General features: G+C 63.2%; 10 protein-coding genes. 5 read left to right on the top strand and 5 right to left on the bottom strand.

Features of this window, described 5'->3' with window-relative positions; genetic code table 11:
• Positions 1–93: 93 nt before the first annotated feature.
• Positions 94–1,119: a PfkB family carbohydrate kinase gene (locus tag AB4Y82_RS12670; protein ID WP_441602110.1), complete on the top strand. Its 1,026-nt coding sequence runs from the start codon at positions 94–96 to the stop codon at positions 1,117–1,119.
• 43 nt (positions 1,120–1,162) lie between these two features.
• Here AB4Y82_RS12670 and AB4Y82_RS12665 read toward each other — a convergent pair whose 3' ends face one another.
• Positions 1,163–3,373, bottom strand: coding sequence for a TonB-dependent receptor (locus AB4Y82_RS12665; RefSeq protein ID WP_441611345.1), 2,211 nt, complete (start codon positions 3,371–3,373; stop codon positions 1,163–1,165).
• Between the two features lie 222 nt (positions 3,374–3,595).
• A complete protein-coding gene (locus tag AB4Y82_RS12660; RefSeq protein WP_441602112.1) occupies positions 3,596–3,739 on the bottom strand; it encodes a hypothetical protein in 144 nt (47 codons plus the stop codon).
• 189 nt (positions 3,740–3,928) lie between these two features.
• On the opposite strand from AB4Y82_RS12660, the gene AB4Y82_RS12655 reads away from it, so the two are divergent.
• Positions 3,929–4,189 (top strand): hypothetical protein, encoded by a 261-nt coding sequence (locus tag AB4Y82_RS12655; RefSeq protein ID WP_441602113.1) that lies wholly within the window; start codon positions 3,929–3,931, stop codon positions 4,187–4,189.
• Between the two features lie 3 nt (positions 4,190–4,192).
• Here AB4Y82_RS12655 and AB4Y82_RS12650 read toward each other — a convergent pair whose 3' ends face one another.
• Complete coding sequence (locus tag AB4Y82_RS12650; protein WP_441602114.1) at positions 4,193–5,026, bottom strand: helix-turn-helix transcriptional regulator; 834 nt, start codon at positions 5,024–5,026, stop codon at positions 4,193–4,195.
• Positions 5,027–5,186: 160 nt separating this feature from the next.
• Here AB4Y82_RS12650 and AB4Y82_RS12645 point away from each other — a divergent pair, with 160 nt between their 5' ends.
• Entirely contained in the window at positions 5,187–6,056 is an 870-nt protein-coding gene (locus AB4Y82_RS12645) for an isocitrate lyase/PEP mutase family protein (protein WP_441602115.1), read from the top strand.
• Between the two features lie 78 nt (positions 6,057–6,134).
• Here AB4Y82_RS12645 and AB4Y82_RS12640 read toward each other — a convergent pair whose 3' ends face one another.
• A complete protein-coding gene (locus tag AB4Y82_RS12640) occupies positions 6,135–6,422 on the bottom strand; it encodes a hypothetical protein (protein WP_441602116.1) in 288 nt (95 codons plus the stop codon).
• A 266-nt stretch (positions 6,423–6,688) separates the two neighbouring features.
• Between AB4Y82_RS12640 and AB4Y82_RS12635 the strand changes: the two genes are divergently transcribed.
• Positions 6,689–7,963: an MFS transporter gene (locus AB4Y82_RS12635; RefSeq protein WP_441611343.1), complete on the top strand. Its 1,275-nt coding sequence runs from the start codon at positions 6,689–6,691 to the stop codon at positions 7,961–7,963.
• 1,040 nt (positions 7,964–9,003) lie between these two features.
• On the opposite strand, the gene AB4Y82_RS12630 is transcribed toward AB4Y82_RS12635, so the two are convergent.
• Positions 9,004–11,901 (bottom strand): TonB-dependent receptor plug domain-containing protein, encoded by a 2,898-nt coding sequence (locus AB4Y82_RS12630; protein WP_441602118.1) that lies wholly within the window; start codon positions 11,899–11,901, stop codon positions 9,004–9,006.
• A gap of 723 nt (positions 11,902–12,624) precedes the next feature.
• Between AB4Y82_RS12630 and AB4Y82_RS12625 the strand changes: the two genes are divergently transcribed.
• The gene (locus AB4Y82_RS12625; protein ID WP_441611341.1) at positions 12,625–14,547 is read left to right on the top strand and encodes a M61 family metallopeptidase; all 1,923 of its coding nucleotides are present in this window, start codon (positions 12,625–12,627) and stop codon (positions 14,545–14,547) included.
• Positions 14,548–14,550 lie beyond the last annotated feature (3 nt).

Here is a 14,550-nt window from a genome sequence, read left to right as displayed (position 1 = left end):
CGCGGGTAGCCGGAACAGCGGCACGGACGCCGCGGCTGAGCGATGGTTCGCGCTATCCTCCGGTCGGCGACAAAGGTGGAGTGCAACCAGGCGATGAATCCCATCAGTGACGGCAACGTGGTGTGCTTTGGCGAACTGCTGATGCGCCTTTCGCCGGCTCATAACGAACTCTTGCTGCAGTCGCCGAATCTGCGCGTGCATTTTGGTGGCGCCGAAGCAAATGTGGCGGCATCGCTGGCCATCCTCGGCCATCGCAGCGTGATGGTCAGCACCCTGCCTGACAACGCTTTGGGCCGCGCCTGCGCCGGCGAGCTCAAACGCCTGGGCGTGCAGCCGGCCATTCGGTATGCCGATGGTCGCATGGGGCTGTATTTCCTTTCGCCGGGAGCGATGCATCGTCCCGCCGATGTCCTTTACGATCGCGCCGACTCTGCGTTTGCGTTGACCCGCGGCGATGCCTACGACTGGTCATCCCAGTTGGCGGGAGCGAAGTGGCTGCATGTGTCCGGGATCAACCTGGCCTTGGGTGAGGCCACGTCTGCAGCAGCACGGGCCGCGGTGAAGGCGGCACGCGATGGCGATATTCCCGTGTCGTTCGACTGCAATTACCGCAGCAAGCTCTGGGGCGACCGGGCAGGCGATGCCCCATCACTCACGAGCAAGATGGCTGCCGAGGCTGACGTGCTGATCGGCAACGATCGCGATATCGCACTGATGCTCGGCGCCACCTTCACCCAGGAAGATGCCAGCCAGCGTTTTGCGGCCGCCGCCGAGCTTGCCTTCGCGACGTGGCCGCGGCTGCGCTGGATGATCGCCACGGAGCGCCTTCATCACAGTGCGGATCAACAGGACGTGCGTGGTCTTTGCGCAACGCGCGATGGCATCATGCACACGCGATGGTGCGCGCTGCCGGGCATCGTCGACCGCATTGGCACGGGTGACGCGTTTACGGCAGGTTTCCTGCACGGTCTGCTGTCTGGGGCTACCGAGCGCGACGCCCTGGAATTCGCCTTCGCCGCTTTCTGCCTCAAGCACTCGGTGTCGGGCGACGTCAATCTGCTTGGCGAAAGCGATATCCGCCAGTTCATGGCCGGCGAGTCGTTCGACGTCCGCCGTTAGAGGCACTCGCCGGGACAGTCCCGCGAACTCCCATGCGTGTCAATTACAGATCCGCGTGCACGCTCACAAACGCACTGCGCGATTCGCCCACGAGTGCGCCTGCACCATTCGCCGCCACGAAATAGCGTCGGTTGGTGAGGTTGCGCAAGTTCACATCCACGCCCCATACCGATGCCTGATAGCCGAGCAACCCGTTCCACACGACGGAGGACGGGATGCTGTTGGTGTTGGTGATATCGCTATAACTCTTGTCCTGGTAGTTCACGCCACCACCGATGCGGAAGCCGGGCATGCCCGCGATGGGAAAGCGATAGGTGGTCCACAGGTTGCCAAGGAAATTCGGCGCACCCTGCGGACGATGTCCCACCGAGGTGATGCCCTGCGGATTGTCCGTGATGGTAGCGTCCTGACTGGTGACATTGGCCAGTAGATGCCACTGGTCGGTGAGGGCGGTATCGATGGACGCTTCCGCGCCGCGCGTCTTCTGGCTGTCGAATACCACCGCTTCCACGCCATTGAGAGTCGTAGCGGCCGCCACGTGGTCGCGCTTCACGTCGAACGCCGCGGTGTTCAGCACGATCCGGTCGTCGAGCCAGGCGAACTTGATGCCCGCCTCGTATTGCAGCGCGGATTCCGGCGCGCCCACGCCGTTCTGCGTGTTCTCCGAATTGAAGTTGGCCTGATGGCTGCGCGAGACGCCGACATAGGGCGACATCCACGAGAACAGCTTGTAAAGGGCGCCGATATTCCAGCTCAGTGGCGCATCGTTGCAGGAGTCTTCCACGCCGGCGAGCAGTGGCTTGTCATCGGTGCCGAACCGGCCGGGGACGGTGATGCGGGGCCTAAGCGAGGTGTCCCACCAGTCCTGGCGCACACCGGCGCGCAGCTTGAACGCATCGGTGACGTCGACCTGGTCGGTGGCGTAGACGCCGTAGTAGTTCGCACGCAGACGGTCGTCGTCACAGGAGTGCTTGGCGTCGCATTTGAACGTCACGTCGGCGAGCGAGGTTTCCGGCGGCACCGGCGCGAATGCGTCGACGATGTTGGGCAGGTCGGCGGTGCTGCGTTCCGTGGACAGGCGCTGGTTCTGATATTCAAAGCCGGTGAGCAAGGTGTGGTGCACATCGCCGGTGGCGAATCGCCAGACGGGTTCAAACTGGTAGTCGACGCTGTCGTCGGCGTCATCCTGCTGCCGCAGCTGGCGATTCACCACTTCGCCGTTGGTCACCCTGGTGCTGGCGCTGTCGCCGTTCACTACGGCATCCAGCGTGCGGTGAAGGTAGGAGAGGCGATTGTTGATCGTCAGCACATTGCTCACCGCCCACTCGTCGGACAGCGTGGGCCGCACGAAATCCGAATGCGCGCTGGTGAAGGGCGAGGAATACAGCGCATTGATCGACACATGCCGCAGTGGCTGGCCGTCGAAGTAAATGATGCCGTACGAGTCGGGCGTTTCATGGATGTTGCGCGCATCCAGCGCAACGTCGGTGATGTGATTGCCCCACAGCCAGCGCAGGGAGGGGCGCACCTCGTAGTCGTGGCTGTGCAGGTCGCGAAAGCCGTCCACATGCGAGAACGTCGCGTCGACGCGATAATCCAGACCGGCCACGCCGGTAGGGCCGGTGACGTAATCGCTGTTGGTGATCGAGCCGAACGAGCCGTACTGCAGGCTGCCGCCGTAGTGGAACGTGGCGGCAGGTGCGTAATGCACGATGTTGATGGTGCCGCCCGGCGGACCGCTGCCGAACAGCGCCGAGCCCGGGCCTTCGAGAATCTCCACCCGCTCCACGCCGTTGAGCGAGTGCGACAGCCCGCTGAGTTGATCGCCATCGGAGAAGCCATCGCTGTAGATCTGCGCGTTGAGGCCGCGGATCAGGAAGTGATCGAAGTAGCCCTTCGAATCCTGCCCACCGGCATTGACGCCGCTGGCGTTGGCGACCACGTCGCGCAACATGGTCGCGCCTTGCTCGGCCATCAGGGCGCGTGGAATCACCTGCACGCTGGCGGGCAGGTCCTCGATACGGGTGCCGGTCTTGCCCAGCGAGGGCGCGAGACCGGGTTTATTGGTGCGGTCGCTCTGGTCGTAGACGCCATGCACCGAGACGGGCGTGAGAGTCACGGCCTCCTGCGCCCATGCCGTGGAGGCAAACAGCGCGACGCCGGTGAGCAGGGCGAGATGGACGCCATGACTTAGGCGCGAGTGCCGCAGCGGACGCACGGCAGGGGAAAAGCGGCGATCCTGGATATGTGGCATGGGTTCCCTCGGCGGCGAGTGAGGCTCAGCAGGCAGTAACTGAGAATCACTTTCATTTGTTTTGCGCCGTAAGTGCCCGTTGTCGAGGCTATGGTTTAAACGCAAATAACTACGTTTTCCGCAGGATTTTTCAAAGGAATGCCGCGTACCCGGCAGCGATTTGTGGATGCCGGGTAGGCGGCACGCGACACGCGCATCGCACTGGATGCACGTGACCAGACATCAGCCGGTCGCGCGGGATTGGGCTTCGCGCAATTTCTCCGCGCACTCCTCGCAACACACTTCCACCACGCGATGGCCGACGGTCACCTTGATGGCGTTGTCGTCCAGCGGGTAATCGCACGCGGCGCAGGTCCTCTCACTCATGGCACGTCTCCGGATGTCACCCGAGATTGGGTTCACCCAGAAGACCACGCGCCCGTTCTCCTACGCTGTCGAATTCTTTAGCCGTTGGTGGTGACGCGAGATGCCGGGCGCGATTTTTAGGATTCGTCCCATATTTCCCGGCGATGGGCATACCTAAGCTGCGCAGACTCACTCACGCGCAGTCTGTCCATGTCCCCGAACCCGTCTTCCACGTACCTTGCCCGCCCTGTGGACGCACGCAGCGAACGCGCCTGTCGCGCCTGGGCACGGGCGGGCGGCATCATCTGCGCCATCGTCACGCTGATTTCCATGGCGTTCTCCGCCGAGTGGAAAATCCACCTGCTGCTTTCCGATCCCCTCGTGTGGATGACCACCTTGGTCGCGATCGCGGCCGGACTCGTGGGCGGCTACGCGCTGGGCGTGCACCTGCACGTGCCCATCGACGACTGACGATCAGGCGGGACCGCGCGACGCCTGGCGAAACTCGTTAGGCGAGCGGCCATAAGCCTGGCGGAACGCGTTGGTGAAATGACTGTGACTTGAGAATCCCAGTTCCGCCGCAAGGGCCGAGAGATCATCCACCTTGCCCAGCCGATCGAGCGCGCGCGCCAACCGAAGTTGCAGCTGATAGCGATAGAGCGGCATGCCTTCGACCTGCTTGAACACTTGCGTCAGGTAAACCGGCGAGCCGCCGATTTCCTCGCCGATCTCGGCCAGCGTCCAGCGACGCGACAAGTCGCTGGCCAGCAGCATCTTCACGCGATCGGCGAGGCGACGACGGGCGTGCGTGGATGTCGGCGTGCGCGAGGTGCGCGGTCCCAGGCTGCGGCATACCAGGGTGAGCGCGAGCGCCTCGGCTTCCAGCGGCTCGATGCTGTCGTGTTCGAGGTTGTGACGCAGCAGCGCCACCAGCGCTTGCGCACGAGCATCGATGCGCTGCGACTGGGCGCGGAAGATCGTGTCTTCGCCGGTCTGCACCAGCGCCTTGGGCGCCAGCTCGGCAAGCAGCGCGTCCGACAGGCGCAGCGATAAACAAGCATCGCCGCCCTGCAGCGGATGACTCACCTGATAGCCCTGCTGCGCATTGAAGAACAACACGTGATTGGCGTCGGCCACGGTCTGGTCGGAGGCCACGTGGCGCAGGTACAACCCGCGATAGGGAAACACCAGCTGGGTCGAGGCGGCACATTCTTCCGCGCTGCGATGGCGGCAGGTGCCGCTGCAGTGCACGTCGCGCAGCGTCAACGTTTCCGTCGACAGCAGAACCTGGCTGGAGAAACTCGACATGATCGGGCCGGCTGCACTCGTCCGGAGGTGCTGCGAGCATAACAAGGCCCCGCGTGCCCATCCTGTGCCAAGGGTCGGTAGCTAAAGATTCTGACAGCGGGCCCGCGCGGCGAATGGTCTCCTGGTCAGGCCCGATGGCGGGCGTCCCCAGGTCACCACCATGAACCACGATCAGGCCACCCAGGCCCAGGCCTTCCACCAGCTCCACGCCGGCGCCGAACCACTGATATTGCCCAACGCCTGGGACGTCGCCAGTGCCCGCGTGATCGAGCACGCCGGTGCCAAGGCCGTCGCCACCAGCAGCGCCGCGATGGCGTGGGCGCTGGGTTACCCCGATGGCGAACAGATGCCGCTGGACGAGCTGCTGGCGGCCTGTCGCCGCATCGCCGAGGCAGTCTCGGTGCCCTTGAGCATCGATATCGAACGCGGTTATGGCGTTGATGCCGAGGAAACCGGCGGCCTGGTCGGTGCCTTGATGCAGCTGGGTGTCGTCGGCATCAATATCGAGGATGGCAAGGATCCGGCCACCGGCCAACTGGCCGATTCGCGTCTGCTGGCGCAGCGCATCGCCTGCATTCGCGCCGTGGCGGAGCATCGCGGCATCGCGCTGTTCATCAACGCGCGTACCGATACCTATCTGAGCAAGGAGTTGTCGGGCGAGGCGCGCTTTGAGGAAACCCTCAAGCGGGCGCTGGCGTATGTCAGCGCTGGCGCGAACGGCATCTTCGTTCCCGGTCTCGCCGATGCCGATGAAATCCGGCGCCTCGCCGAGCTGCTGCCGGTGCCCCTGAATGTTTATGTGGGATATCCCGGTGCGCCGGACGCGGCGACTTTGCGTGAGCTGGGCGTGCGTCGCATCAGCCTGGGCTGCGGCACCATGCAGGCGGTGCTGTCGCATCTGGCCCGCATCGCGCGGGAAGCGCTGGTCGAAGGTCGCTACGACACCATGGGCGATCACATGCTTTCGGTGGGCGAGGCGAATGGCCTGTTCGAACCAGGCGTAGCCAGCGAACAGCGTCGACGGGCCTGAACTCTCGGCAAGGCAAATCGTTCTCAGGCAAAGCGCCCGCCATGAAGGCGGGCGTTGTGCATGGTGCAACGCATCGCCTTACCAGCGGTTGCGATTGGCGGCATCGGCGGCCAGACGCAGCTCTTCATCGGCCTGGGTCAGCAGCGCCTTGGCGCGGGCGGCATGACCACCGAGCCGATCGTCGTTGTCGATCTGTGCGTCGCTCACCAGCTGCCAGGCCTGCACGATATTCTGCTGGGCGTTGCGCAGGTTGCCGTGGCGATAGCCGATGTCGACCACCGGGCCGCCTTCCTGCGCCATGCTGGCGAACGGCAGGGCCAGCGCGGTGGCCAAAACGATACCCGTGATCAGTGCCTTGGTGTTCATGTCGTGCCTCCGGAAAGGATGAGTGAATGTCTTCATGCAACGTGGATCAGTGCATGGATGAAATGCTCCTCCGATGTCGCCCGTGCCGCTTTCCGATCTGCATGGCCTTTTCCAAATGCCACGGTCGGCGCGTCCAAAGCGCTTGCTGGTATCGTTTGACGGCACGCCGGCCTCGCCCAAGCATGTGAAGGCCGCATGATCGATGGAACCTGGGAGACGGCCGCGCAAGCGCCGCATGGGACGTGACGATGCTTCAGAGAGCGGCCATGAAACGCGCCGGGCAGGGCGGTGTATCGATGACACGTGCATCGATGGTGATTGCCGCGCTATCCACCATCGTGGAGTGGTACGACTTCACGCTCTATCTGTATTTCGCCACGGTGTTGTCGCGCGTGTTCTTCGGCGGTGGCGGCAACTCGTTGCTGGCGACGCTGGCGGGCTTCGCCATTGCCTATGCGATGCGGCCGCTCGGTGCGCTGGTGTTCGGCATCATTGGCGACAAACTGGGGCGGCGCCATACGCTGCTGATGTCGATGGCATTGATGACGGTGGCGATGCTGGCGACGGCGCTGCTCCCGGACTTCCACCGTATCGGCATGGCAGCCGGCTATCTGTTGCTGCTGTTGCGCTGCCTGATGGCGTTCTCCGTGGGCGGCGAGTACACCGGCGTGGTCGCGTATCTGCTCGAGGGTGCGGACAAGCATCACCGGGGATTGATCACATCGCTGGCTTCCGCAGCCAGTGAAATTGGCGCCTTGCTCGCCGTGGGCGTATCCGCGCTTACCGTGGGTTTGATGAGTCGAGAGAATCTCGATGCATGGGGTTGGCGCATTCCGTTCTTCGTCGGCGCGGTGTTGGCGGGGAGCATCTGGGTCGCGCGCTCGGCCATGCAGGAGTCGCCGGATTTCGAGCGGCAGAAGGCGCGTGGCACCGTGCCTGTGTCGCCCGTGCGCGACACGCTGGCGCATCACCGAGCTGCCATTGCGAGGACGTTTGCGATTTCGGCGCTGGGCTCCATTACCTATTACGTGGGCATCACTTATGTGCCGACGTTTCTGAGTTCGACGGGTGCGATAGGCGAGGGCATGTCTCTCGCGTTGTCGACCGTTGCGGCGGTTGCCGTCATTCTCGTTACGCCCTGGGCGGGAGCGCTTTCCGATCGCCTTGGCCGAAAGCCGGTGTTGGTCGTGCTCGCCTTGCTGTGCGCGGCGCTGCCTTCGACGATGTTCGCGCTGATGGCGCAGGGTTCGTTGTGGCACGTGGTGATCGCTGCAGTGGTGCTGGCCTGTGTGGCTGGTGGCGTGAGTGCCGTGGCTGCGTCGGCGACGGCCGAGCAATTTCCGGGTGAGGGACGGCTAAGTGGATTGGCGCTTGGCGTCACGGTGGCCACCGCGATCTTCGGCGGCATCACGCCGTTTCTGGCTGAGCTGCTGGTCAAGATGACGGGGTGGGCGGCGGTGCCGGGGGTGATGATTGCGGTCATCGCGCTGGCGGTGTTGCCGGTGTTGATGACGATGCCGGAGACGCGGCCGCGGGCTTGAACGGGTTGCGGCCATTCCTTCACCCGCCCGCCGCGTCATACGGGGACCCCGAGGGCCTGGAGCCGCATCAAGAGCCGAATAGCGCGCGTCGTTGCCGGACCGGGTAGTTCTTTTGTAGGAGCGCACTTGTGCGCGACCAGCCTACGAAGCGGTACATCCCAGCCCTGCGGTCGCGCACAAGTGCGCTCCTACAAGGGTGCGCGCGCCTTGGGTCGCAGATTGAGAGTGATGGGCGGCGATTTTCTTGTGGGAGCGCACCCTGTGCGCGACAAACCTACAGAGCGGTACACCCCGGCGTGGCTGTCGCGCACAGGGTGCGCTCCCACAGACAAGCAGGCACGGCGGTGATTGATGGACGGATGCTGGGGGAGGCGCTGCTTCAAGGCCTCTTGTTCGGTGCCGCAGACACATCCTGCACAAAAAAGGCCGGGGCCCTCTCGCAGAGCCCCGGCAACGACATACGGGAACCCCGAAGGTCTAGAGCCGCATCAAGAGCCGGACAACGCTCGTCGTTGCCCGACCGGGTGGTTCTTTTGTAGGAGCGCACTTGTGCGCGACCAGCCTACGAAGCGGTACATCCCAGCCCTGCTGTCGCGCACAAGTGCGCTCCTACAAGGGTGCGCACGCCTTGGGTCGCGGATTGAGAGTGATGGGCGGCCTTTTCTTTGTGGGAGCGCACCCTGTGCGCGACAAACCTACAGAGCGGTACACCCGGCGTGGCTGTCGCGCACAAGTGCGCTCCTACAAGGGTGCGCACGCCTTGGGTCGCAGATTGAGAGTGATGGGCGGCCATTTTGTGGGAGCGCACCCTGTGCGCGACAAACCTACAGAGCGGTACACCCCGGCGTGGCTGTCGCGCACAGGGTGCGCTCCCACAGACAAGCAGGCGCGGCGGTGGTTGATGGACTGAGGCTGGGGGAGGCTCTGCTTCAAGGCCTCTTGTTCGGTGCCGCACACACATCCCGCACAAAAAAAGGCCGGGGCCCCTTGCGGAGCCCCGGCAACGTGTTGCGGGGAGGTGTTACAGGTTTGCGTGTTGCTTAGAACGTCTGGTTGTACTGCAGGTAGATGTAGCGACCCAGGTCCAGCGTCGGATCGACCGAGCCCGACGAGTTGTAGCCCAGCACATAGGCGTTGACGGTGTTCGGCGGGTGCTTGTCGAAGATGTCACGCATGCCGAACGCGATCGTGCCCTTCCACGGCAGGGTGTAACGGACCTGCGCGTCATTGAACACGGTGGCGCCCATGCGGTTGGCACCGGTGCCGTAGCCCCAGTTCACGCTGGTGTAGTTGGGCATGTTGCAGTGGATGGTGTCGCTGAAGCACTGGTCCAGGAACGCGCCGTAGTAGCGAATACCCCAGGTAGCGCCCCAGTTGCCCAGGTTCCAGTCCAGGCCCAGGTTCGCGCGCCAGTGGTTGTAACCGTACTGGCCGGCGTAGTTGACCACCGGAGCATTGGTGGCGCTGACCTGGTTCCAATCGTCGAGGTAATTCACGTTCATGTTGAACACGAACTTGCCGAACGAGAACGCGGGCAGGCGATAGTTCACGCCCATGTTGTAGCCGGTGGTCTCGATCCAGCCCAGGTTGGCGTTGCCGCGGTTGAGGTTGATCACCTGGCCGTTGGCATCACGCTGGAACGCCGAGCAGAACTCCTGCACCGAGTACTGATAGCACTGGTCCAACACGTAGTTGGCGTCGATCGGCGTGATGACGTTGGTGATCTTGATGTCGTAGTAGTCCAGCGTCATGTCCAGGCCGTCCACATAGTGCGGGCTGTACACGAGGCCGAGCGTGCGGGTGGTGCTGTGTTCCGGCTGCAGGTACTGGTTGCCGGCGCCGGCCACGAACGGCGTGGTGCCCTGCTGATTCGGGCCCTTCACCGCATTGCCTGCCGTATCCAACTGGTGGAAGTTGGTCGGCGACAGACCGGCGGCCGCACAGTTCTTGGCCACGGACGGGTTGCTGAGGCTGCCGAAGTTGACGTCGCAGGGATCGGTGTACTGATCGAAGGTCTGCGAACCGCCGCCGAACAAGTCGCCCAGCGTCGGCGCACGGAAGCCCTTGGCGAACGTGCCGCGCACCATCAGGTCATCGAACGGCGACCAGGTGAAGCTGTACTTGTTGTTGGTGGTGCTGCCGAAGTTGCTGTAGTGCGAATAGCGGCTGGCGACGTCCACGGCCAGCGACTTGGCGCCCGGGAGATCCTTCAACAGCGGCGCATTGAGCTCGAGGTAGGCTTCGTTGGTGGTGTACGAACCATTGGTCGGACCGGCGGCAAGGTCGGTGGTGTAACCGGCGCTGGCCATTTCATCGGGCTGGTCGTAACCGCTGACGCCGCGATGTTCGATACCGGCTGCAATGCTGAAGGTGCCGGCCGGCAGCTCGAACAAACCGCCCGTGATGTTGGCGGTGAAGTCCTTGTTGATGCTCTGATCTGTGGCGTGCTCGCGCGCCATGATGTAGTTCAGCACTTGCTTGTTCGACGCGCTCGGGCCGCCGAGGATGTTGAACGGCGTGCACTGGTTGAGCGCGATCGGGTTGGCGGCGGTACCGCACTGCACGACGCCGCTGGCGTTGAGGAACGACGGGCCCAGCGCCTGCTGCAGGTTGAGCAGGTTGATGTTGCCGGTGTTGGTGGTGTCGACGTCGTACTTGTTGTAGCCAAAGCCAGCGTCCCAGTTCCAGGCATGGCTGAGGAAGTCGAAGCTGCCTTCAAAGCCGGCATCGAAATGCAGCGACTTGGCGCTTTCGCTGCTCACGCGCGGCAGCTCGGTGATGCGGCGCGCGTACGACAGGTCGTTGCCCGGCAGCGGGTTGTAATAGCTCTCGCCGCTCAGGTACACCGGGAAGTTCGGCTGGCTGGTGCTGGTGAGCGGATAACCGGCGACCTGAGTCGACGAATTGCGCTCGGCGTACATGCCGGTGGCCTTGAACGTCACGTTGTCCGAAAGGTTGTAGCTGCCTTCGGTGAAGATGGACTTCAGCTCGGTCGGCAGCTGCTCCATCATCTGGTTGGTGGCGTTGAAGTAATCGTTGTCCTGCACGCCATCATGGTAGTTGTTTATGTTGCGCGAGTCGGCGCCCACGCCGATGTGGTTCGGATCACCCGTGTGGTTCAGCACATAGGTGTCGCCGTCGTTGGGGTTGGTGAAGCGACCCCACGGGCCCGTACCGCTGTAACCGGCCGTGCGGTCGAAATCACCATAGGTGTACTTGGTGAAGTCGCGATCCTTCGCCCAGATGGCGCTGGTCTTGTTGTACGTCGCGGCAAACACGATCGACGACTTGTCCGTGGTGGTGCCCACGGTGAACGAGTAGGCCTGCTGCGTGCCGTCGTTGTTGCCGCCTTCGTTCTGGCCGACCGAACCGCTCACGGCAGCGCCGTTGAAGCGATCCTTGAGAATGATGTTGACCACGCCGGCGATAGCGTCGGAGCCGTAGATCGAAGAGGCACCATCCTTGAGGATTTCGATGCGTTCGATCAGTGCCACCGGAATGGTGGACACGTCGGTGTAGCCATTGAGGCTGGTCATCCAGCGCTTGCCGTTCACCAGCACCAGCGTGCGGTTCTCGCCGAGGTTGTACAGGTTGACGTACTGGCCGCCTTCCTCGGTGTTGCTGGTCAGCACGGCGGCCTTGGAGAAGGTCGGCTGGCCGGTGATGGTGAGGTTCTGCAGGATGTCGCCGACGCTGGTCAGGCCGGTCTTCTGGATGTCGGCCTGCGTCATGGTGATGACGGGCTGTGCGGTTTCCACGTCCACGCTGCGAATGCGCGAACCGGTGACGGTGATGGTTTCGAGCTTCTTGGCCGAATCCGGCGTGGCGTTGCTGCTGCCGGTGTCCTGAGCGAATACGCTGCCTGCGGCGGCCAGGGCACCCACGGCCAGGCCCAGCCGGATAGCGGTTGCCAGTTTGCTGTTTCCAAAATGCTTCACGTTTTGACTCCCCTAACGACGTGATCAAAGAAGGTGGCAAGCCAGGCGTCGTCCTGGCTTTGCTTAGGCGTGCAGGTCCCCGCGGCACTGTCCTGAAGACAGTTCCGTCAGCCTCTGAACCGAGCTCAAAACCGCAGGTCCCCCCTGCCGCCCTTCATCGAACTTAGACAACTGGATCACAAAAAGTCAACGATTTTTGTCAGCCATGTGTAAGTTTCAGAAAAAACAAATGCTTAGACAGCCGTCACAGCCACGCTTAGCTGAACAAGAACGATCAAATGCGCCTTTCCGGGCATTTGCTGTCTACTAACTTACAATAACGAACGCCAGCGTATGGCGTGGCGACAGGCAGGAGGGGGTGATGACTAACGCCAACCTTTCGCTCAATGAATTTTCTCTAACTCATTTGCTTATTTTTTAGACAGTCTCAGAGTCAATGGGTACGCAGCTTCACCGAGCTCTTTTGAGCCAAGTGCCGATCCGTGAGAGGGCGGAAAGCGCACCCGTGCACGCCCGCCCCTAGACCCTGCCGAAGAGCCCGATCGCCAGGCGTCCAGTCACCCGCCGTGCCGCAAGGGGCCGCTAGATCATCGCCACGACGAAGTCGAGCCAACGCTTGGCGCTGGCGGTGCGATGCGCGGGTGGTGCTAAGTTGCGCCATCTTCCATTCGCTCACCGGAGCACTTCATGTCTCGCGCCCCTTCCGCCGCGTCTGCGGCTGCTATGCGTCGCAGGTTTTCGCGGCTCGCTCTGGCCGTGGCCTGCGCGCTGGGCGCGAGTGTGGCGGTGGCGGAGCAGACGCGTACCGACGATGTGCCCGCCCCGCAGGACAGCGAGTATCCAGGCACGGTGACGCTGCATGTGGACGCGAGCGACACGACGCAGGGCATCTTCCGCGTGCACGAAAGCTTGCCGGTGAAAGCAGGCGCACTGACGCTGCTCTACCCGCAGTGGATCCCGGGCGACCACTCGCCGACCGGCCCGATCAACATGCTCGCCGGCCTCAAGCTCAGCGCCAACGGCAAGCCGATCATGTGGAAGCGCGACAAGTACAACGTCTACGCCTTCCATCTGGACGTGCCCGAGGGTGTGTCGTCGCTCGATGTGGATTTCCAGTACCTGTCCGGCCGCACCGACAGCGAAGGTTTCGAGATCACCGACCGCATGATGGACATGGAGTGGAGCAAGGTCTCGCTCTATCCGGCCGGCTACTACACGCGCGGCATCACGTATGCGCCCAGCGTGACGCTGCCGCACGACTGGCAGCTGGGCACGGCGCTGGAAACCGCATCGAAGTCCGGCGACACCGTCACTTTCAAGCCGGTGACCTTCAACAACCTGGTTGATTCGCCGATCTACGCGGGACGCTACTTCAAGCGCGTTGACCTGACCCAGGCCGGCGACGCGCCGGTGTATCTGGATGTGTTTGCCGATGCGCCGAAATACCTGGAGATGTCAAAGGAACAAGTACAGGTGCACCGCGCGCTGGTCACCCAGGCGCTGAAGCTGTTCGGTTCGCATCACTACGATCACTACGATTTCCTGTTCTCGCTGTCGGACACGCTGGGCGGCAATGGCACCGAGCATCACCAGTCCAGCGAAGACGGCCTCGGCGCCGACTACTTCACCGCCTGGAAGGATGCCGCGCCCGATCGCGACCTGCTCGCGCACGAATACGTGCATTCGTGGAACGGCAAGTTCCGCCGCCCCGACGATTTGTGGACGCCGAACTTCAACGTGCCCATGGGCGATTCGCTGCTGTGGGTGTACGAGGGCCAGACCCAATACTGGGGCTACGTGCTGACCGCGCGTTCGGGCATATGGTCGGCGCAGCAATTCCGCGACGCACTGGCCATGACGGCCGCCAACTACGAACGCAACCGCGTCGGCTTCCAGTGGCGTACGCTGGAAGACACCACCAACGACCCCACTGCCGCGCGTCGCTCCGGCCTGCCGTTCCGCAGCTGGCAGATGAGCGAGGAGTACTACAGCGGCGGCCAGATGATGTGGCTGGAAGTGGACGCCAAGCTGCGCGCACTCACCCAGGACCACAAATCGCTGGACGACTTCGCCCGCGCGTTCTTCGGCGTCGACAACGGTAGCTACGTCACCAAGACCTATACCTTCGACGACGTGGTCGCCGCACTCAATGGCGTGGCGCCGTACGACTGGGCGACCTTCCTGCGCGCCCACGTGGACACACTCAATCCGCCGCTCCAGGACGGCCTGGCGGCCACCGGCTGGAAGCTCGTCTATACGAACAAGGAGAGCGACTACGAGGCGCAATACAACAGCCGCTCGCAACCCTCGCGCCACCTCTACAACTTCGCCTGGTCGATCGGCCTGACCATCAACGACAAAGGCGAAGTCAACGATGTGCGCTGGAACGGCCCCGCCTTCAAGGCCGGCATCAGCACCGGCGCCACCGTCGTTGCGGTGAACGGGCAGGACTATTCGAAAGACTTGCTGAAAGACGCCATCACCGCGGCCAAGGGCAGCAAGACGCCGATCCAGCTGCTGCTGAAATATCAGGGCGGTTACCGCACCGTCGCGCTTGATTACCACGACGGCCTGCAGTACCCGCATCTCGTACGCATCGAAGGCAAGCCCGATTACCTCAGCGAAATCATTGCGCCGCGCAAGTAAGCA

This window comes from Dyella sp. 2YAF14, assembly GCF_052114725.1.
Lineage (GTDB): Bacteria > Pseudomonadota > Gammaproteobacteria > Xanthomonadales > Rhodanobacteraceae > Dyella.
This window is presented reverse-complemented; position numbering and strand designations above follow the sequence as displayed.

Coding starts and splice junctions, on each gene's coding strand:
- AB4Y82_RS12670 (WP_441602110.1), top strand. CDS start 94: ATGAATCCCATCAGTGACGGCAACGTGGTGTGCTTTGGCGAACTGCTG.
- AB4Y82_RS12665 (WP_441611345.1), bottom strand. CDS start 3,373: ATGCCACATATCCAGGATCGCCGCTTTTCCCCTGCCGTGCGTCCGCTG.
- AB4Y82_RS12660 (WP_441602112.1), bottom strand. CDS start 3,739: ATGAGTGAGAGGACCTGCGCCGCGTGCGATTACCCGCTGGACGACAAC.
- AB4Y82_RS12655 (WP_441602113.1), top strand. CDS start 3,929: ATGTCCCCGAACCCGTCTTCCACGTACCTTGCCCGCCCTGTGGACGCA.
- AB4Y82_RS12650 (WP_441602114.1), bottom strand. CDS start 5,026: ATGTCGAGTTTCTCCAGCCAGGTTCTGCTGTCGACGGAAACGTTGACG.
- AB4Y82_RS12645 (WP_441602115.1), top strand. CDS start 5,187: ATGAACCACGATCAGGCCACCCAGGCCCAGGCCTTCCACCAGCTCCAC.
- AB4Y82_RS12640 (WP_441602116.1), bottom strand. CDS start 6,422: ATGAACACCAAGGCACTGATCACGGGTATCGTTTTGGCCACCGCGCTG.
- AB4Y82_RS12635 (WP_441611343.1), top strand. CDS start 6,689: ATGAAACGCGCCGGGCAGGGCGGTGTATCGATGACACGTGCATCGATG.
- AB4Y82_RS12625 (WP_441611341.1), top strand. CDS start 12,625: ATGCGTCGCAGGTTTTCGCGGCTCGCTCTGGCCGTGGCCTGCGCGCTG.